Here is a 19068-nt window from a genome sequence, read left to right on the forward strand (position 1 = left end):
GGACCACCAACCCAATGGAGGACGTCGTACCCGAGCCGGGTACGACGTCCTCCATTGTGGTTTACCGGCTTTGGCTCAGCCGCGCAGGTCTCGCTCCTGCGCGCGCCCGGCCCGGGCCACCGCGTCGCGGCCCTCGACCACCAGACGGCGCAGCGCCGGCTCGGCCTCGGAGTCCGCCAGCCACTGCTCGGTGGCGGCCAGCACCTCCAGCACCGGCTGCGCCGACGGGTACAGGCCGGTGGCGATCTGCGCGGACATCTCGTTCGTGCGCTCGGCGTAAACCTTGGTCAGCGACGCGAAGTAGGGCGCGACGTAGGGCGCCAGCAGCGAACGGTCGTGCACCCGGCCGAACCCACCGATCACGGCCTGCTGCACGGTGTTCGGCAGATCGCCGTCCTCGACCACGCTCTTGAACGCCGCCGCCTTGGCCTCCGGCGTCGGGATCGCGGCCCGGGCCGCCGCCGCGTGCACCCGGCCGGTCGCCGTGTCGTCCCTGGCCAGTTCGGCGGCGATCTCGCTCTCGCCGACCGTACCCCCGGCCACCAGCGCGATCAGCAGACCCCAGCGCATCTCGGTGTCCACCGCCAGGCCGTCGATGCTCAGCGCACCCGACAGCAGCGTCTCCACCGCGGCCAGCTGTTCCGGGGTGCCGGCGTGCGCGGCGAACGAACGGGCCAGCAGCAGCTGCATGTCGCTGCCCGGCTCGGCCGTCTTCAGCAGTGCGAACAGCCGGTCCGCAGCGGTGGCGACGGTCTCCTTGCGGAACTCCGGCGCCACGTACGACTCCAGCGTGGCGGCGAGCTGGCGCAGCAGGGTCTGGGCCACGCTCGGGTCGTCCACCGAGGCGATGTTCGAGAGCACCAGGTCGACGAAAGACCTTGCGGGCAGCTCGGCGTCGCGGGTCATGTCCCAGGCCGCGCCCCAGACCAGGGTGCGGGCCAGGCTGTCCTCGAAGTCGGCGAGGTGGCCCATCGCGGTGTCCAGCGAGCCCGCGTCCAGGCGGATCTTGGTGTAGGCCAGATCCTCGTCGTTGATCAGGATCAGGTCGGGCCGGGCCTTTCCGGACAGCTGCGGGACCTCGGTGAGCTCCCCGGCCACGTCCAGCTCGATCCGGGTGGTGCGCCGCAGTTTGCCCTCAACCAGGTCGTACCCACCGACCACGAGCCGGTGCGGGCGCAGGTGCGGGTACTCGGCGGCGGCTTCCTGGGCGATCGCGAACCGGGTGATCACCCGGTCCTCGCCGGTCTCCACCACCGGGCGCAGGGTGTTCACCCCGGCGGTCTGCAGCCAGGCCTTCGACCAGCTGTCCAGGTCCCGGCCGCTGGTCTGCTCCAGGTGCCCGAGCAGGTCCTTCAGCGTGGTGTTCTGCCAGGCGTGGGTCTTGAAGTACTGCCGCAGGCCGGCGTCGAAGTCCTTCTCACCGACCCAGTGCACCAGCTGCTTGAGCACCGAAGCGCCCTTGGCGTAGGTGATCCCGTCGAAGTTGACCTCGACGTCCTCCAGGTCGCGGATGTCGGCCACGATCGGGTGGGTCGAGCTGAGCTGGTCCTGCCGGTACGCCCAGGACTTCTCGGCGCTGCTGAAAGTGGTCCAGGAGGTGGCCCACCGGGTCGCCTCGGCCTGGCAGCGGGTGCTGGCGTACTCGGCGAACGACTCGTTCAGCCACAGATCGTCCCACCAGCGCATGGTGACCAGGTCGCCGAACCACATGTGGGCCAGCTCGTGCAGGATGGTCAGCGCCCGGCGCTCGATCAGGGCCTCGGGCACCCGCGAGCGGAACACGTAGACCTCGGTGATGGTCACCGTGCCGGCGTTCTCCATCGCCCCGGCGTTGAACTCGGGGACGAACAGCTGGTCGTACTTGGGGAACGGGTAGTCGCAGTCGAAGGTCTTCTCGAACCAGGCGAATCCGGCCTTGGTGATCGCGATGACGTTGTCCGCGTCCAGGTGCTCGGCCAGCGACTTGCGGCAGAACACGCCGAGCGGGATGGTCCGGCCGTCGCGCACGGTCAGCTCGTCGGTGACCCGGTGGTAGGGGCCGGCGACCAGCGCGGTGACGTACGGGCTCATCAGCTCGGTGGGCCCGAAACGCCAGACGGCGGTCCCGTTCTCGGCCGGCTCGGGCTCGACCGCGGTGGCGACGGTGACCACCTGCCAGTGGCTGGGGGCCTTGACCGTCCAGGTGTAGACCGCCTTCAGGTCGGGCTGGTCGAAGCAGGCGAACACCCGCCGCGCGTCGGCCACCTCGAACTGCGTGTACAGGTACGTCTCGCCGTCCACCGGGTCGACGAAGCGGTGCAGGCCCTCACCCGTCTGCATGTACGCGGCGTCGGCGACGACCTGCAGTTCGTTGGCGCCCGTGGTCACTCCCGGCAGGGCGATCCGGGCCGTGCTGACCACCTGGCTGACGTCCAGGGCGACGCCGTTCAGGACGACCTCGTGCACCGTGGGCGCGATCAGATCGATGAACAACTCTTCCGGCAGCGTGCCGACGGCGGTGAACTTCACCGTGGTGCGCGAGGTGAAGGTCTCCTCGCCACCGGTCAGGTCCAGGTCGATGTCGTACGACTGCACCGTGAACACGGCGGCGCGGGCGGCCGCCTCGTCGCGGGTCAGGTTCGTGCCGGGCACAGATTTCCTCCTCGGTGGGGCGTCAGAGGTCGGACGGGCTCAGGCGGTGCCGGGTCGCGGTGCCGGCCTGGCCCCTCGGCGTGGCGCTCAGGGGTGCTGGTTCCTCACGCCGGATCCTCTCACCACACCTGTCCCGATGCCGCTCAGGGATCAGGGATGACCTTGCGCATTCGGTGCGTTGTCGGTGGCGGAACGTATTGCCGAATCCACCCCGACCTACGAAGGGCTCTCCCGATGAGTGAGCGCGACACCGCCGACTTCTGGTTCGACCCGCTGTGCCCCTTCGCCTGGGCCACCTCGCGCTGGATCATCGAGGTCGGCAAGGTCCGCCCGATCGACGTGAAGTGGCACGTGATGAGCCTGTCGGTGCTGAACGAGGGGCGCGACGAGCTGCCGCAGGTCTACCGCGACCTGATGGACCGCGGCTGGGGCCCGGTCCGGGTGGTCATCGCGGCCCGGGAGCTGCACGGCGAGAAGTACGTCAAGGCGCTGTACGACGCGATGGGCGCGCTGATCCACTACGAGGGCGAGAAGGACTACTCGGTGGTCATCGAGAAGGCCCTGGCCGAGGTGGGCCTGCCGGCCGAGCTGGCCCGGTACGCCACCAGCGACGAGTACGACGAGCAGTTGCGGGCCAGCCACGCCGAGGGCATCGGCAAGGTCGGTGAGGACGTCGGTACCCCGGTGGTGGCGTTCAACGACACCGCCTTCTTCGGCCCGGTGATCACCCGGGTGCCGACCGGCGAGGAGGCAGGCAAGCTCTGGGACGGCACTCTGCTGCTGGCCGCCAACCCGTACTTCTTCGAGCTCAAGCGCACCCGTACCGAGTCGCCGCAGTTCGACGTGTAGTTCGACCCGTAGTTCGACGGGTGAATGGTTGCGCCGAGTCTGGCGCTCCCGGCCCGGGCCGGGGGTGCCAGACTGTGCGCCATGCGCGTCCACCTGGGATCAGACCACGCGGGTCTGGAACTGAAGCAGCACCTGGCCAAGCACCTCACCGAAGCCGGTCACGAGATCGTCGATCACGGGCCGCACCAGTACGACCCGGAAGACGACTACCCGCCGTTCTGCCTGCGGGCGGCCGAGGCGGTGGCCGCCGACGCCGGCAGCCTGTGCATCGTCATCGGCGGGTCCGGCAATGGTGAGCAGATTGCGGCGAACAAGGTCAAGGGGGTGCGGGCCGCCCTGGCCTGGAGCACCGAGACCGCCAAGCTGGGCCGCCAGCACAACGACGCCAACGTGATGGCGGTCGGCGGCCGGATGCACTCGCTCGCCGAGGCCACCGGTTTCGTCGAGGCGTTCCTGGCCGAGCCGTTCAGCAACAACCCCCGGCACATCCGCCGGATCGACCAGCTCGCCTCCTACGAGACCACCGGCGTCCTGCCTCCGCTGCCCGAGTAACCCGAAACCGCCCATGCGCCCCAGACACCTCATGGTTACGCATCGTGGTTAATTAGTTACAGTGTGGCTAAGATCGGGGCATGGCCACGTTGAACCACGGCTCACCGCGGCTGCCCGGGCCCAGGTTTTCCGGCGATCCGGAGCTCTCCGGCGATCCGGCGCCTGGGCCCGAGCTACCCGCCCCCACCCCAACCCCCGCCCACGGCCCGGAGCGGCCCACCAAAGGAGCCGTCCGCATCCCGGCACCCAGGGGTGCCGACGTGACCGCCGCCCCGGAACGGGTTCTCCTCGACGAGCTTCGGGGGCTCCTGGGGCAGGTGCTCGGCCGTCGCGGGCGCAAGGCGGCCCGCCGGGCCCGGCGCTGGGTCGATCAGGGCACTTCGCCCGGGCCGGGCCGGATCTGGCTGAACATCGTCTCCGCCCTGAGCTTCGCCCTGGTGGCCCAGCACGCCCCCGGCTTCCTGCCCGCCGCCTGTGTCGGGCTCTTCCTGATCCTCGGCTCGGCGGTCGTGCGGCCCCGGCACCTGGTCCGCGACGCGGCCCTGATCGGCGCCATCGTCACCGTGGTGCTGGCCCTGACCGGGCAGCAGTTCTGGTCGCTGGTCCCGGTCACCGGCGTCTGCCTGGGCGCCGTGCTGGTCGGCTGGGTGCAGCGCCGTGAGCGCGACGCCGCCGACTCCGGCCTGCGGGACGCCTCCACCGCCAACGCCGTGCTGATCGACCTGCGCAACGAGATGCTGATCCGCTCCGTAGAACCGCACTTGCCGCAGGGCTGGCGGTTCGACACCGACCTGCGCCCGGCCTTCGGCGACTCGTTCAGCGGTGACTTCCTGGTCACCGCCCAGCCCCGGCCGGACGAGCTGGAGGTGGTGCTGGTCGACGTGTCCGGCAACGGCTACCAGGCCGGGGCCCGGGCGCTGCTGCTGGCCGGGGCGATGGGCGCGCTGCTCGATGCCGTGCCCTCGTCCGGGCTGCTGTCCGCCGCCAACCAGCACGTGGTGCGCCTGGGCACACAGCTCGGCACCGAAGAGGCCTTCGCCACCGCGGTCCACGTCAGCGTCGACCTGGACACCGGCGTCTTCTGCGTGACCGGCGCCGGCCACCCACCGGTCGCCCACTACCACGCGGGCTCCGGCCGCTGGGACGTCCTGGACGGCGAACAGGGGCCTGCGCTGGGCGTACTCGAGGACGCCGTCTACCCGAAGATCGTCGGCCGGCTGGATCGCGGTGACGCCCTGATGCTGTTCACCGACGGCCTGGTGGAGAGCCGCCGCCTCGACGTCGGCCGGGGCATCGACCGGCTGGTCGGCCGCGCCGATCCGCTGATCGCCCGGGGTGTGGAGAGCGCCGCCGCGCGGATCACCAGCGCCATCCGCACCGAGGAGGGCGACGACCGGGCCCTGGTCATCCTGCGCCGCGGCTGACTACTCCGTTCGGGGTAGTACTGGGGCGTCACTCAAGCGGGGGGCAGGTGGGGTCGAGCAATCCGGGGTGCTGACTCGACGCAACCCACGCGCCCTGTTCCTCGGCCTCGCCACCGCCGCAGCATCCGCAGCCGCCGCCGCGCTGATGGCTGCCCCTTCGCAGGCGGCCTCCGCGAAGACCGCACCGGCCACTTCACCGGCCGCCGGCCGCACCATCCTGGTCTCCTCCGAAGGCCACGACGGCACCACCCGGATGGCCGCCGGACAGCGTCCGCTGGCCACCATCACCAAGGCGATCAAGCTGGCCGAGCCCGGTGACACCATCCTGGTCAAGGGCGGAACCTATGTCGGGGCAGCCGGTTACGGGGCCCGCCCGGGCCGCCGCAACGCCCCGATCCGGCTGCGCGCCGCGGCCGGTGAGCGGGTCGTGATCAAGGGCACCCTGCAGCTCGAGAATGCCGACTACTGGCAGGTCTCCGGGATCAACGTCACCCGCAACCCGGCCGACGGGCGCAAGGAGTTCCTGGTCAAGTTCGACGGCGGGACCGGCTGGTCGTTCCTGAACGCCGAGGTCTGGGGCAGCATCGGGGTCTCCAACCTGATGGTCAGCTCCTCGGCCCGCAACGGGGTGCCACGCGACTACCGGATCGCCGGCAACTGCATCCACGACAACAACGCCGTGGGCGGCGCGTTCATGAACTTCCACAACATCTACCTGATGCCGGGCTACAACTCCGGCCCGGGCGTGATCGAGCGCAACACCATGTTCAACTCCGAGAACGGCGCCGCGGTGAAGGCGGCCGGGCCGAGCGCCGCCACCGGTGCCGCCGACGTCCGGATCCGCCGCAACACGATCACCCGCTCGGCCGCCGGCGTGATCGTCGGCTACGCCAGCCGCCGGATCGAGGTCCGCAACAACCTGATCGCCCAGCAGGTGGTCCGGGCCCCGGCCGGCGCCAAGTACGTGCACAACTACAACGCGGCGGTGATCGGAAACCACGTCAGCGGCTCGGGCAACAAGGTGGTCAGCACCGCCCTGTCCGGGTTCCCCCGGCTGATCAACAACACCAAGGACAGCCGTACGCCGGTCAAGGGCGCCCTGACCAGGCGGCTCACGCCGATCTACACGGCCGGCGTGTCCTGCTCGGGCTACAAGATCAGCGGCGCCGCGGCCCGGTACGGCCGGTTCTCCTGAAACTCAGCCACCGAACAACTGCCGGTACCGGCGGCCGGCGTTCGGCAGCGTCCTCAGTTCGTGGTGTCCCTGAGCCGTGTCGAAGTCGAAGTAGGCGTGGTAGGCCACCCGGTTCTTCGGGTCGTCGATGAAGGCGTGCATCCGGGAGATGAAGTACGGGTTGTCGGCGCCGCCCTTGCGGTCCTCGAACCGGCGCCAGGCGCCCCACTCGGGGAAGGTCAGCGGCTTGTTCTTCGAGCGGGCGAAACGTGACCAGAACTTCAGGCCGTACTTCTGGTCGCGGATCAGCTTCCAGGCCGCGGCCTGACGGTTGTTGCGACAGGTCTTGCCGCAGTTCTTCGGGTAGGGGTAGTGCGGCCACGAGATGTCGTAGACGTCCACCCCGATGAAGTCCACGTACTTGTTGCCCGGGTAGAAGCGTCGTGAGTCGGTCTTGCCACCGTTGTTGACGTTCCAGTCGAACTTCAGGTTCTGCGCCCCCGGCACCGAGCGCATGGTGCGCACCACGTGGCGCCAGTAGGCCTTGAAGTCGCGGCTGTTGCGCGGATGCCACTTCCACGACGAGAGGTTGAACTCCCAGCCCAGCCGGATCACCGCATTGCCCTGGCCGTGGGCCACCAGGTTCTCGGCGAGCCTGCGGTAGTGATGGTTGTACTCGCCCCGGGCCCCGGCCCGGATGCTGGAGCTCTGCCGGGTCGGCAGCATTGCCACCCCGTAGACCATCCGGTACCCCTGGCCCTGCCAGGTCCGCAGCATGTGCTCCGGGTCGGCGATCTCGTTCCAGGTGGTGCGGCTGGAGAAATCGACCACGTACTGCACGTCGCGGTCCAGCCAGTGGCCGAAGGCCCGGACCTGGCCGGGCGAAGTACCGCGGAAAACGCCTAGCTTGACCTTCTTCTCAGCGCCCCGTACCTCAGCGGCCTGAGCGGGGGCGGGAGCGCCGATCGCCAGGAGCACGGCAACCAGGGCAGCAATCGGAGGGAACCAACGGACGGACGCGACAGTCGCGGGCGCAGGCACGCCGAGGACAGTAATCAGGAAAAGTGAACATCTCGGTCATAGCGCAATAAGGTTGCAATACGGTCTCACGCTGCTCGCCGGCAACAGCGGAAGCATCAGTAACTTCCGGTTCCGGTCTGGGCCTGGGCGCGCTGGGTCTGGTGCTGAGCGGCCTGAGTGTGCTGGTGCGAGCCGGGCTGACCCTGGCCGGACCCGGCCAGGTGCTCGATCAGGGTGATGGTCTCCGGCTCGATGTCCACCCCGGACGAAGCCAGCACGAACCGCACGTGATCGGCCACGTCGGGCAGCCGGCCCGGCCCGTGGAGGGTGAACTCGGCGCGGATCACGTAGCGCCACAGGTTCTGCGCGTGCGGCACCGCCTTGAGCGCGGCGGTGGCGGCCTGCTCCACGGCCATGTGGTCGCCGTCCTCGGAGGCGATCTGGCACAGCCGGGTGGCCGCGTCCAGGATCAGCTGCTCGGACTGCCGCTCCACCCCGGTGCGGGGCAGCCAGGTGTAGGTACCGTGCGCGATACCCCCGACCAGCGGCCCGCGCACCAGGTGCAGCGCCCGGATCAGCAGGTCACGCTCGCGGGTCCGGTCCCTCGTGCGGTCAGCCCGGTCGACCAGGGTGCGCACCACGTCCCAGTCGCAGGGCACGTCCGAGGTCAGCCGCAGCCGCCCGTCCGTGCCTTCGCGCAGCCGGGGCTGGCCCGAGCCATCGGCGCCGAGCCAATCCCGGACCTCGGCGATCATGTCGTCCCGGACGTCGCTGGTGACCCCGCGCGGCCAGATCGCGGAGCCGAGCACGGTCGGATGCGTACCCGCCGGGTGCAGCGCCAGGTAAGCCATAATTTCCTCGGCCACCACTAGGCGCCGAGGGTCGATCGGGCCGGGCGCGAAAACCTCGACATTGCCCAGGATCGCCACCCGCACCGGCGCCTGCGCCCAGGTGATGTCGTCGGTCTCGACCACGCCGCCTGGTTCGGCCACGCGCTCGCCCTGCGGGCCGGAAGCGGTAGGTAGGTCCGGAGTCCCGGCGGAGACGAACAGCGAGTGCAGACGCTCGATGCTGCCGTCGCCCAGCCGGTTGGCCGTGACCTGCAGGGAAAGCTCCTCGCAGGTAAGGATTCCGGAGTCGTCCACCTGCAGCCGCCAGCGGGCCCCGGGCAGTTCGCCGGTGACCAGTACAGCGAGATCCGCACCGCGTCCGACCACGGTCTGGAGGCGGGAAGCGGTCTGCACGTTCAGCGGGGCGCCGTAGATGGCGACTCGCTCGGGGCGGGTGCCGGGGGCTGGACCGCCGGTGAGGATCTGGACCGGACCGGTACGGGGCATCCGCGTTGAGCCCTGTTCCAGTTGCTCGGTAAGCGCTTTGGCCCCCGTGCACGGAATCAGTCGCCCTGCGGCGATGGCTGGCAAAGCCGGGGGCAGATCCGCGGTGAGCACTTCAATGCCCCGCGACCACGGGTTTCCGGCCAGCCCCAGCGCCAGGGCCCGCACCACGGCAGCCGCCATGGCAGGGGAGCCAATCACCGCCACCGGTCCGGCCGCGGCGCCCAGGTTGATGAGAGCGTCTCTACCTAGGTTGTCGCGCCCGACGGAGGCCAGTAGTGGGTATGCGCTGTCGCCGTGAGCCACCAGGTGCTGGGCATCGTTGTAGGTAAGGCGCCAGCGCAGCCCGTCGTCCAGGGCGGCCCAGGGCGGGGGAGCGGAGGCATGGGCCATGGTCAGCAGCAGGTCCAGGCCGTCGTCGTCGACCACCGCGCCGTACGCCTGGGGTAGGGGGAGATTGGCTTCCTGGCAGGCCCGGGGCAGCGAACGCAGGGCAAGGTCCAGCAGGGCGCCACGATCGGCGTCCGCGCCGGTGCGTAGCCATACCTCGGTCTCGCGCTCGAACTCGCCCGGCTGGTCTTGTCCGCCCCGCCGCCGGCGTCGTACCAGGAGCAAGGTTCCCAGCATGGCGGCGGTGACCAGTCCGGCGCCGATCAGTTCGGCGGGGAGGCCAAAACCGTCCGATTCGGAAGAGCTTTGATTGGGGACGGGGTCCGCGGCTTTGTTCTCGCCGGTCGCCACCGGGGGAGTCGGGGCGGTCGTCTCCATGGCACTCGGGGGTGAGGCTTGGGTAGTGGTCGAAGTGCTTGAGGACGCGGGTGCGCCGGCGCCGCTGGGAGTGCCGCTTGCGCTCGGGGTACTGGTTGCGCTTGAGCTGGTTGCGCTCTGAGTGCTCGTTGCACTGGGGCTGTTGGTTGCGCTGGCGGCCTGGCTCGGGCTGGCGGCCTGGCTCGGGCTGGCGGCCTGGCTTGGGCCTGCTGGGGAGTTCCCCGCCCCACCGGTGCTCGGCCGGGCGGTGCTGGTACCCCGAGGCGGAGTGGGGTCGGTCGGCAGAACGCCGACCCCCTGCGAGGCCACGTTCGGGTTGTGCGGGGGCAGGAAGTTCGGGTCGCCGGCGCTCGCGATTCGTCCTGTGGCCGAAGTTCCCTGCGCCTCGGTCGAAGACGGCGCAGCTGTGGAGGGCCGGGCGGTGCTCGTAGCCCGAGGCGTGGCGGTCGCCGAAGCGGAAGGCGTCTCCTGCCCGGCCCCAGCACCCGCACCAGCGCCCGAACCGGCCCCAGAATCAGCGCCGTTACCGTTCCCCCGCGGCTCGGCCCGAGGTGTCTCCTCCGGCTCAACCGGAGCCTCGCGCACCGGGTTACGGTCAGCCACCCACCGGGTGACTCCCACCGCATCCTCCGGCAGGATCAGCCGCCATCCCGGCTGGATCAGCCGCGCAAGGTGCAGGGTGCGACCGTCCGGCTGCAAGCGTCCCTCATTGAGCCGGTAGATCTCGTGGTACCGCCGCCCGTCGCCCAGGTGGCGCTCGGCGATCTCCCACAGCGTGTCGTGATGCCGCCCGGTCGGAGCCTCCACCACGTAGACCTTGTGCCCGTCCAGAGCCAGCTCGTCCCGGGCCAGCTGCCCGGTGGATACCCGTTGCTCGGCCTGCGCCGCGCTGCGGCGGGCATTGGCCGCCTCGGCCGCCGCCTGCCGTGCGGTCAGCTGGCGGTTGCTCACCTGGCTGATCGACGCCGACTCGGGCGCCTTCGGCGGGGCGGTGTTGGCGTCGAACACGTAGAAGGTGTCCGGGTCGCTGTAAGCCGCTGCCGTTACTGCGGTTCCGGGCTTGACCGAACCCAGGTCCGGCCGCACCGCCGCCTGCGCCACGCCCATCTGCCCGGCCATCACCCCGACCAGCAGCATCGAGCCGACCAGCCACCGGGCCAGCCGCTGACTCGGCCCGGACAACGGCACCGGCGCGGCCAGCACCCCGCCGCGCAGCGCGGCCCCGAGCTCGACCAGCACACAGATCACGAACTGCAGCCAGGCCAGGGCAGCCACCACCACCAGCACCGCCAGCACCTGGTCCATGCCCAGAGTGCCGGTCAGCGTCAGGGTCTGCGACAGCCGGTCGCCTTCGAGCAGCGGCGCCGCGAGGAAGTACATCAGCGCCGGCACCCCGGCGATCAGCGCGAGCAGGGCCAGCGCGGAGAACAACGCACCGATCCGGGAACGCCGGGGGGCGTCGCCGGAGTCACGTGCCTGCTGGGTGAACCGGCCGGCGCCTGTCGACGACCGGTCCGCGGAATGCGCCGTCATGGCAAGCCCTCCCCGGTGATGCCCACCGCCGGCCGGGCCTGGCCCTGAGCGGTCACGGTGAAACTGTTGAAAAAGATCAAAGAAAGCAGCGCGGTCTTCTGCTCGATCGTCGCCTGCACCGCCACCCCCTCGGCGTCCGCCGTGATGTTCACGCCGGAAGCCGGGTACTGGCGGGCAGCCATGAACTGGGCGGCCGCCGCCCGGGCCGCCTCTGGGTCGATCAGGACCGTCCCGCTCTCGCGCAGCGTGTCCACCTGGATCTCCCGGGCACCGGCCCGGGCCGCCTGTTCCACGTCGTCGGTCACCCGCTGCCGGGCGTTGATCGCCAGCCCGCCGTCCACCACCAGGCCGGCCAGCACCAGCAGGACCACCGCGAAAGCCACCACGAAAATCGTTGCCTGACCAGCATCGTCCCTAGTTCTGAACTGCAACACCGCTCGGAACCGCGCTGCCGATCTGAACTGCACTGCCGATCTGAACCGCACTGCCCACCGGGATCTCATGGCGCACCTCCGGAACCGGTACGCCGGTAGATGTCCAGCGGGGCCGAACTGCTGGCCCGCACCGAGACCGTTCCAGGCAGCCCCAGCAGACCCAGATCGTCCATCGGCACCCGGCAGCTCAGCTCGGTCTCGATCGTGCCACCGGCCACGAAGTTCCCGCTCAGCCCGACCGCCTCACACGTCCAGCGCCCGCCCAGCGAAGCGTTCGCCACCTGCGTCGCGGCCGCCTGAGCAGAGCCCACATCCCGTTCCAGCGAGGCCGCCCGCACCGCGTCCCGGCTCGCCGCCTCCACCTCACCACGCACCGCCACGTACCGCCCGAACGCCACCACCAGCAGCAGGAACGCCACCAGCAAGGGCGTCAACAGCACGATCTCCACCGTCATCGACCCGGTGTCCGACCCAGCACTCTCAGCACTCTCAGCGCTCCGGCGAGTTCTCATAGGTCCGGCCTGAATTCCTCGACCGGCCCCTGGACCACCTGCTCGATCCGCAGCCCGGGGATCCCCGGCACCAGCTGAATCCCCTTACCCGTCACCACGGCCCGCACCTCGTCGGCGCCGACCGCCGAGACCTGTACCGACACGTCCTCGATCACCCCGCGGCCCACCTGTGCCGCATACGCCCGGCCACGAGCCTCCGCCGCGCCGATGTCCTGACTCGTCCGCGCCACCCGGGCCGCCTCTCGCGCCGCGGCCGAGGCCGCCTGGTTGCCGAGGAACAGCAGTGCCGCCTGCACGGTGGCAAAGATGACGAACAACAGCAACGGCATGTACAGCGCCAGTTCGATCGTGGTGGCGCCCCGCTCGGCCCGGACAGCACTGACATCACGGACAGAACGGACAGCAGGAACCGCACGGCCTAGGGAGCGCCGCCGTCGAGGTTGATGCTCTCGGCCTTCGACCTGAGCCGGTCCAGCAGGATGGCTCCCACCGCAGCGGCGATCCCGACCAGCAGGGCGCTGATCACCACCCACTCCACCACCGAGGCGCCGCGGTCGCGAGGCCCCCGGATCACCCGGCTTCGTGCGGCGTCGATCCGCCGCCGGATCACCATCTCTCCGTACCCGGCCGCCGAGGCCGGGTCGAAGCGGAACGGTCCGCTCTTCATCTGTGGTCTCCTTCGTCACGGTGTTTCAGGTCCCGCTCAGCACCCGGACGATCGCCGGGTAGATCAGGAAGATCAGGAAGCCCACCGCCAGCAGGAGCTGGGCGATGAGCATGGACTGGGAGCGGGCCTGGGCCCGTCCCTCGGCGTCGGCCATTTCCCGACGACGCATCGAGGCCGCCCGGGCGGCCAGTGACTCGCGGACCTTCGCTCCGTCGTCCGCGACCAGTTCCAGGGCCGCGCCGAGATCGCTCAGCTCGGCCACCGCGGTCTCCTCGCCCAGCCGGCTCAGCGCCGACCACGGGGTCACCCCCTGCAGCCGGGCGATCGCCAGGGTGTCCCGCAGCCGGACCATCGCCCAGCCGTCGCTGACCGAGGCGGCCGAGTTCAGTGCTTCCGGAATGCCCCGCCCACCGGACAGGTTCAGCGCCACCAGGTCGAGGAACGAGCCGACCACGTGCCGGAAGTCGCGCCGCCGGACCGCCGCCCGCTGACCGGCCTGCATGGTCGGCAGCAGCGCACCGATCAGCAGCCCGCTCAGGCCGAGGAAGATCGGCGTGGTCACCGGCAGCCCGCCGGCCAGGCCGATCAGCAGCGTGCCGAAGAAGAACGGGACGACCGCGCCGGCCGCCGCGCCGAGCAGGCTGTAGGCCAGGTGATTCTCGATCGAGCGGTCGATCAGTGAGAGGTCCGCGCGCAGCCCGGCGGGCAGTCGCACCCCGGAAAGCTCCAGCTGGCGCCGGATCTGACCACCGATGGACGTGGACAGGCGGCCCCCGCTGCTGGTGGCGGTCGGAGTCTCGGCCCCGCCGGCCGATTTCTGCCGCTCCGCGTCCAGGGCGGCCAGCGAGGCCGGGGCCCCGGCGCCCCGCATCACCGGCCGGGCGTAGGCGATCACCAGCAGCAGCACCCCGGTCCCGGCCAGCGCGCCGGCCAGCACGATCGCGATCATGGCTTCACCCCGCTGTGCATGAAGCGCTCCGGAAGGTCGTACGCGGCCAGCTGCTTCAGCCAGAAGAAGCCCGCCGCGAAGAACGCCACCACGATCGCCAGCACGACCTGCCCGGCCGGATGCTGGTAAGGCTCCACGTAGCCGGGGTTGAAGGTGCGCAGCCCGAGCACGAACAGCAAGGTCACCGCCACCACGATCTGCACACTGCGCCGGGTGGCGGCCCGCCCGGCGGTGACCCGGCCCCGCATCTCCACCTCGGCCCGCACCGACTCCGACAGGCTGGTCAGCACGTGCCGCAGGCCCGGCCCGCGCAGCCGGGAGTTCAGCAGCAGCGCGGCCACCACCAGGTCAGCGCTGGCGTCGTTCAGGTCGTCGGCCAGCCGGTGCAGCGCGGTCGGCAGCGGCACCCGCACCCGCAACCGGTCGGCCAGCGTCACGATCTCGTCGGCGATCGGAGCCGGGGCGGCCCGCGAGGTGGCGATCACGGCCTGCTCCAGCCCGACCGCCCCGGCTATCGTGTCGCGCAGCGATTCGGTCCACAGCGCAAGGGCTTCCAGCCGTTCGGCCTGCTGCCGCTCCTCCCGGGCGCCACCCATCAGCGCGGGCCAGGCCAGGATCATCACCACGGCGGCGATCGAGGCGACCGGCCAGGCGGTGATCAGCAGGGTGAACACCCCGGCCAGGACCGCGATCGGCAACCGCGTACCGAAACCCCGGATCCGGCGCATGGTCCGGTCGGAGAACGTCCGGGTGTCGGTACCACCGGTGTGCCGCTCACGCCGCACCAGCGCATCGATCAGCAGGGCCAGCCCGGCGCCGACCAGAGCCCCGGCGGCGAGCATGGCCAGGGCCGGCCCGGTGCTCAGGTCCTGAAGCATCACTGCCACCCCCCTTGCACGGGCACGCTGCTCATCGCCGCCGGGTCGTAACCGGCCACGATCAACTCGTCGATGCAGGCGATCGGCGCGGCCGGAACCGCCCGGCCGTCGTCGCCGGGCTGGAACACCTCGCTGGAGAGCACCCGGCCGTCGACCCCGTTGACCTCACGCACGCTGGTCACGATCCGGCGCAGCCGCCCGCCCTCGGCGTAGTCGTTGCGGCGCTCCACGAACACCACGAAGTCGATGGCCCCGGCGATCAGCATCATCGTGGCCTCGGTCGGCAGTCGCTCGGCCGACTGGATGGCGTAGGTGCAGATCCGGTTGAACACCTCGATCGCCGAGTTGGCGTGGATCGTGGAGAGCGAGCCGTCGTTGCCCTGGCTCATCGCGTTCAGCATGGTGACGATCTCGTCGCCGAGCACCTCACCGACGATCACCCGGCTCGGGTTCATCCGCAGCGAGCGGCGCACCAGGTCGGCCATCCCGATCGAGCCCAGGCCCTCTGAGTTGGGCAGCCGTTCCTCCAGCGGCACCACGTTCGGGTGCAGGTCCGGGAACTCGCCCAGCCCCAGCTCCAGCGACCGCTCCACCGTGATCAGCCGCTCGTGGGGCGGGATCTCGTGCGCCAGGGCCCGCAGCATGGTGGTCTTGCCGGCGTTGGTCGCCCCCGCGATCATGATGTTCTTGCGGGCCAGCACCGCCGCGGCCAGGAACGAGGCCAGCTCGGGGGTGAGCGAGTCGTTGGCCACCAGCTGGTCCAGGGTCACCCGGGACAGCCGCGAGCGCCGGATCGAGACCGCCGGCCGGGGGCAGACTCCCATCACCGCCGACATCCGCGAGCCGTCCGGCAGGCGCAGGTCCAGCTGCGGGTTGGCCACGTCGAACGAGCGGCTGGTCAGACCGGAGTAGGCGCCCAGCAGCTGGACCAGCTCGATCAGCTCGTCGTCGGACTCGGCCACCGGCGGCATGGCCACCTCACGACCGTCCGCGTAGCCGACGAAAACCTGGTCACAGCCGTTGATGTCGATGTTCTCGACCAGCGGGTCGTCGAGCAGCGGCTGCAGCCGGCCGACCCCGAACAGGGCGGCGTGGATGCCCTCGGCGAGCTCGGTCTCCTCGTCCGGTTCCGGGGGTGTGCGGCCGAGCGAAAGTTCCGATCGGGCATGCAGATCCAGTACCCGGCCGATCACTGCGCGGGCGTACTGCCGTTCGTCCTCGGCGCTCATCGGGGCGGCGCCGGTCAGGGCGTCCTCGCGGCGTTGCTGAGCCAGGAGGTCGGCCACTTCTTCCCGGAGCCGCCGCACCACGCGCTGGTCGATCGCCATCAGCGCTCACCTTCTTCGGGTGGTTCGTACGGGTCGCGGATCGGGCGCACGATGGCGGTGTCGGCCTCGATCTCGGTGCTGGGGCTCGGGTCGGTGCTGTTGCTCGTGACGGCATCTGTGCTGGTGTCGTTCAGGTCGGCCTGCGCGTCGGTAGAGGTAGGAGCAACGGACGGTTCGGTGGCCTCACGGTGTCCGGCCCAGGTTCCGGTGCCGTCGGTTCCCAGCCGGGCCCGGTCCCGGATCTCGCGCAGAATGTCGGTGCGGTTGATCGGCAGGGGAGAGACGTTGGCCAGTTCCGGTGATGCTTGTGAGACGGCATTGGCGGGAACCGAAGTCGGCACCACGGCCGGTCGGTAGGGCAGTTCCGAGGGGGAGACGTCCGGGGCGATCCAGCCGGTGCCTCCGTCGCGTTCCTCGGTGAACGTCAGGTTCCGGTCTCGGCGGGGCAGGGGTGGGGGCTCGTCGCCGGTCCGGTCCTCGGGAGCCTGGCCCGTACCGGCCAGATCCGCACGGACCGACTCTTCGCCGACCCCTTCCTTACGGACCGGATCCAGTGGGCTCTCGACGTCCAACGGGCTGCTGAGCGCGTCCAGCCGACTCGATGCCTTGGTCTCGCCCAGTCCCAGCGGATCCTTCGGGTCCGGCTCGATCGTCCTTTCCTGACGCCAGTTCCCGACCGAAGTACTTCCCCCGGAGTAGGTACTCTCGCTCTCGTCGGAAGGCATCACATGGCGCCGGGCCCGACGCCGTTCCGAGGTGTACAGCGCTCCCGGATCCCGACCGAAAGCCGCTCGCCGCGAGCGGGTGTGCCGGAGTTCGTCTCCGGTTTGGTCCGGGCTCGGCTCCGGCACCTGTTCCCGGCCCAGGTCCGAACCGTGCTCCACCGGCTCGGGCGGTGTAGTGAAACCCGCGAAACCCCGGATCTCCTCGGCCGGCGGCGGCGTAAAGATCCCGGGAGCCACGGTCAGCGGCAGCAGGCTCGGATCCTCGTCAACCGGCGGGGCGTCTCCGAAGAACGAGTTCTGGCGGCGCCGCAGCGGCAAGGTCTGCTCGGCCGTCGTCTCCGCAGGCACAGCTTCGGGCCGGGTTCGCGGCTGGACCTGCGGTACGGCAGCAGGTAGCGCCTCGGGCAGATCAACCACCAGGGGACGCGGGTTCTCGGCCACCGGGGCGGGCGCAGGGTTCGAGTACGCGGCCGGCGCCGCCACAACGGGTGATACCGAAGGCCGGACCGAAGATGGTTTCGAAGGCGGCGCCGGAATCTTGCCCCGCGCCTCGGCGAACAGATCCACCTCCGGCGAATCCTGCCCCCTCGGGGCAACCGCAGCAGCCGTATCAACCGCAGGAGCGGGGGCGGCCGGGGCAACGAACCGAGAAGGCGCCGGCCGGGCTGCCTCGACCGGACCGGACAGTTCCGGGATCGTCCCGGCCAGCAGACTCACGGAAGGCAGCAACGAGCGCACCGACCGGATCAGCGTGGAGCGGGCCAGCCGGCTGCGGTTCATCCCGCGCAGCGCCTCGGCTCCGCGCTGGTCGATCGCCATTGCCCCGAGCACCGGCACGCCCACCCCGGAGGAGTGCAGCAACTGCTCGGTCCGGCCGGCCACCGCCCGGTCCCGCTCCGGCGCCACCAGCACCACACCGATCTGCGCACGCCCCGCAAACCGCCCTGGCACTGCACTCGTCAGGAAGCGCAGCCGCTCCCTCAGGTGGGCCAGTTCTTCCAGTTCCGGCCGGGCCACCACGATCACCGCATCGGCCTGGTGCAGCACCGGCATGGTCGGAGCGGTCGGCCCGATCCGCCCGCAGTCGGCGTAGATCGTGCGCCCCGCCTCCGACAGCGCCCGGGCCAGCGGGCTCCACAACGGCCCCAGGCCGGTGGCCTGCTCCGGGCCGTTCACCCCGAGCAGCAGGTCCAGCCCGCCCCCGGTGACCTGTAGGTGGTCCTCGAGCCGGGTCGGGCCCTCAGCGGCCGCGGACCCCTCGGCCGGCAGCCGGCGATGCCCCGGCAGATCCCGGCGCAGCCCCGCCACCAGCGAGAGCAGCCCGAGCTCGGCGTCCAGCGGTGCGCCGTCCGGGCGGCGGTAGCGCAGTGCCAGGTCACCGCCGTCCGGGTCGAGGTCGGCAGCGACCGCGCCCGGGGTCAGGGCGGCCAGGGCAACGGTGAGCGTGGAGACGCCCGGCGCGCCTTTGGCGGAGACGAGGACGACGAGCGCCATCAGTTCCCCTTCGTGGAGGCCCCGCGTTCCAGAAGCACAAGGCTGATCTGGTCGGCGGCGGCCGCGGCGGCGACCTGAACGGCCTCGTCCCGGGCCACGATCAGGGTCACAACGGTGGAACCGTCGCTCCCTCCGGCTCCGAACACCCCGTCCTCCGAGGACTTCACCGAGCTCACCGTGGCCCGTGCCGCGGCCTCCTTGCCCTCACCCTCGACCGCCCGCACCACCTGCACCACGTCCCCGGCCTCCAGACCGCCGGCCGGGAAGCGGCCGATGCTCAGCGGGATCCCGACCGCGGCCTTGTCCGACTTCAGCAGCCCGGCCGCGGCCAGCATCCCGGCGTCGATCAGCCGCCCGGCCGGGATCTCGGCGCTGGCGAACCGGCCGATCACCTCGTCCGCCTGGTCCGCCCCGATCACCGCAACCCCGTCCGAGGCCACCTTGGCCACCGCCAGGTTCTCCGCGGTGATCTGCTGCCCGGCAGTGATGTTCGAGCGGGCGACCAGCACGTCCTGACGCTCGTCGAGACGCAGCGCGAGCAGCCCGGCCACCGCCGCACCGAGCACGATCAGCAGCACCGCGAGCACCGCCAGCCCGGGGCGCCGGGTACCTGGTGGCCGGGGCAGTCGTTCCGAGGCGGCCCCGAGGCCGCTCTTGCCGCGCGGGGAATCGGTCCGGCCACCGGTGCCGGACCGGCCGTCGGCCGACTCCCGGGACCGCATGTCGATGCGTTCCTGCGTGCTCACGAGCTCTCCTTGGCCACCCGGCCCGAATCGTTATCGGATGGTTTGTTCTT

At 70.8% G+C, this 19068-nt stretch carries 16 protein-coding genes; 4 read left to right on the forward strand and 12 right to left on the reverse strand.

Features of this window, described 5'->3' with window-relative positions; translation table 11 throughout:
• Positions 1-75: 75 nt before the first annotated feature.
• A complete protein-coding gene (pepN, locus tag LR394_RS04775; RefSeq protein WP_231439126.1) occupies positions 76-2631 on the reverse strand; it encodes an aminopeptidase N in 2556 nt (851 codons plus the stop codon).
• A gap of 234 nt (positions 2632-2865) precedes the next feature.
• Here pepN and LR394_RS04780 point away from each other — a divergent pair, with 234 nt between their 5' ends.
• The 4 genes from LR394_RS04780 to LR394_RS04795 all read left to right on the forward strand — a co-directional run bounded on the left by LR394_RS04780 (position 2866) and on the right by LR394_RS04795 (position 6651).
• Complete coding sequence (locus LR394_RS04780) at positions 2866-3480, forward strand: mycothiol-dependent nitroreductase Rv2466c family protein (RefSeq protein ID WP_231439127.1); 615 nt, start codon at positions 2866-2868, stop codon at positions 3478-3480.
• An 81-nt stretch (positions 3481-3561) separates the two neighbouring features.
• Positions 3562-4032: a ribose-5-phosphate isomerase gene (locus LR394_RS04785; protein WP_231439128.1), complete on the forward strand. Its 471-nt coding sequence runs from the start codon at positions 3562-3564 to the stop codon at positions 4030-4032.
• Between the two features lie 80 nt (positions 4033-4112).
• Positions 4113-5456 (forward strand): PP2C family protein-serine/threonine phosphatase, encoded by a 1344-nt coding sequence (locus LR394_RS04790; protein ID WP_231439129.1) that lies wholly within the window; start codon positions 4113-4115, stop codon positions 5454-5456.
• 67 nt (positions 5457-5523) lie between these two features.
• Positions 5524-6651, forward strand: a complete 1128-nt coding sequence (locus tag LR394_RS04795) for a DUF1565 domain-containing protein (RefSeq protein ID WP_231439130.1) — start codon at positions 5524-5526, stop codon at positions 6649-6651.
• 3 nt (positions 6652-6654) lie between these two features.
• Here the strand turns inward: LR394_RS04795 and LR394_RS04800 are convergent, their stop codons facing one another.
• The 11 genes from LR394_RS04800 to LR394_RS04850 form a co-directional block, all read right to left on the reverse strand.
• Positions 6655-7608 (reverse strand): glycoside hydrolase family 26 protein, encoded by a 954-nt coding sequence (locus tag LR394_RS04800; RefSeq protein ID WP_231439131.1) that lies wholly within the window; start codon positions 7606-7608, stop codon positions 6655-6657.
• A 158-nt stretch (positions 7609-7766) separates the two neighbouring features.
• Positions 7767-11285 carry a BTAD domain-containing putative transcriptional regulator gene (locus LR394_RS04805; protein ID WP_231439132.1) on the reverse strand — a complete coding sequence of 1173 codons (3519 nt, stop codon included), beginning with the start codon at positions 11283-11285 and terminating at the stop codon, positions 7767-7769.
• Positions 11282-11788, reverse strand: a complete 507-nt coding sequence (locus LR394_RS04810; protein WP_269328655.1) for a pilus assembly protein TadG-related protein — start codon at positions 11786-11788, stop codon at positions 11282-11284. The genes LR394_RS04805 and LR394_RS04810 overlap by 4 nt, the downstream gene beginning before the upstream one ends.
• On the reverse strand, positions 11785-12174 hold the full coding sequence (locus tag LR394_RS04815) for a TadE/TadG family type IV pilus assembly protein (RefSeq protein ID WP_231439134.1): 390 nt from the start codon (positions 12172-12174) through the stop codon (positions 11785-11787). The genes LR394_RS04810 and LR394_RS04815 overlap by 4 nt, the downstream gene beginning before the upstream one ends.
• Positions 12175-12227: 53 nt before the next feature.
• Positions 12228-12764, reverse strand: coding sequence for a TadE/TadG family type IV pilus assembly protein (locus tag LR394_RS04820; protein ID WP_331283043.1), 537 nt, complete (start codon positions 12762-12764; stop codon positions 12228-12230).
• Positions 12650-12898 (reverse strand): hypothetical protein, encoded by a 249-nt coding sequence (locus LR394_RS04825; protein WP_231439136.1) that lies wholly within the window; start codon positions 12896-12898, stop codon positions 12650-12652. Before LR394_RS04825 ends, LR394_RS04820 begins: the two co-directional genes overlap by 115 nt.
• Before the next feature lie 25 nt (positions 12899-12923).
• The gene (locus LR394_RS04830; RefSeq protein ID WP_231439137.1) at positions 12924-13847 is read right to left on the reverse strand and encodes a type II secretion system F family protein; all 924 of its coding nucleotides are present in this window, start codon (positions 13845-13847) and stop codon (positions 12924-12926) included.
• Positions 13844-14725, reverse strand: a complete 882-nt coding sequence (locus tag LR394_RS04835; protein WP_231439138.1) for a type II secretion system F family protein — start codon at positions 14723-14725, stop codon at positions 13844-13846. The genes LR394_RS04830 and LR394_RS04835 overlap by 4 nt, the downstream gene beginning before the upstream one ends.
• Complete coding sequence (locus LR394_RS04840) at positions 14725-16053, reverse strand: CpaF family protein (protein ID WP_231439139.1); 1329 nt, start codon at positions 16051-16053, stop codon at positions 14725-14727. Before LR394_RS04840 ends, LR394_RS04835 begins: the two co-directional genes overlap by 1 nt.
• Positions 16053-18272, reverse strand: coding sequence for a hypothetical protein (locus tag LR394_RS04845; protein WP_231439140.1), 2220 nt, complete (start codon positions 18270-18272; stop codon positions 16053-16055). Before LR394_RS04845 ends, LR394_RS04840 begins: the two co-directional genes overlap by 1 nt.
• Positions 18272-19018 carry an SAF domain-containing protein gene (locus LR394_RS04850; RefSeq protein ID WP_231439141.1) on the reverse strand — a complete coding sequence of 249 codons (747 nt, stop codon included), beginning with the start codon at positions 19016-19018 and terminating at the stop codon, positions 18272-18274. Before LR394_RS04850 ends, LR394_RS04845 begins: the two co-directional genes overlap by 1 nt.
• Between the last annotated feature and the right edge of the window lie 50 nt (positions 19019-19068).

Source organism: Kineosporia babensis, from assembly GCF_021129305.1.
Taxonomy (GTDB): Bacteria; Actinomycetota; Actinomycetes; order Actinomycetales; family Kineosporiaceae; genus Kineosporia; species Kineosporia babensis.

Excerpts from the sequence above, each read along its gene's own strand:
- LR394_RS04780 (WP_231439127.1), top strand. The coding sequence starts at position 2,866 with ATGAGTGAGCGCGACACCGCCGACTTCTGGTTCGACCCGCTGTGCCCC.
- LR394_RS04785 (WP_231439128.1), top strand. The coding sequence starts at position 3,562 with ATGCGCGTCCACCTGGGATCAGACCACGCGGGTCTGGAACTGAAGCAG.
- LR394_RS04790 (WP_231439129.1), top strand. The coding sequence starts at position 4,113 with ATGGCCACGTTGAACCACGGCTCACCGCGGCTGCCCGGGCCCAGGTTT.
- LR394_RS04805 (WP_231439132.1), bottom strand. The coding sequence starts at position 11,285 with ATGACGGCGCATTCCGCGGACCGGTCGTCGACAGGCGCCGGCCGGTTC.
- LR394_RS04810 (WP_269328655.1), bottom strand. The coding sequence starts at position 11,788 with ATGAGATCCCGGTGGGCAGTGCGGTTCAGATCGGCAGTGCAGTTCAGA.
- LR394_RS04815 (WP_231439134.1), bottom strand. The coding sequence starts at position 12,174 with ATGACGGTGGAGATCGTGCTGTTGACGCCCTTGCTGGTGGCGTTCCTG.
- LR394_RS04825 (WP_231439136.1), bottom strand. The coding sequence starts at position 12,898 with ATGAAGAGCGGACCGTTCCGCTTCGACCCGGCCTCGGCGGCCGGGTAC.
- LR394_RS04830 (WP_231439137.1), bottom strand. The coding sequence starts at position 13,847 with ATGATCGCGATCGTGCTGGCCGGCGCGCTGGCCGGGACCGGGGTGCTG.
- LR394_RS04835 (WP_231439138.1), bottom strand. The coding sequence starts at position 14,725 with ATGCTTCAGGACCTGAGCACCGGGCCGGCCCTGGCCATGCTCGCCGCC.
- LR394_RS04840 (WP_231439139.1), bottom strand. The coding sequence starts at position 16,053 with ATGGCGATCGACCAGCGCGTGGTGCGGCGGCTCCGGGAAGAAGTGGCC.
- LR394_RS04845 (WP_231439140.1), bottom strand. The coding sequence starts at position 18,272 with ATGGCGCTCGTCGTCCTCGTCTCCGCCAAAGGCGCGCCGGGCGTCTCC.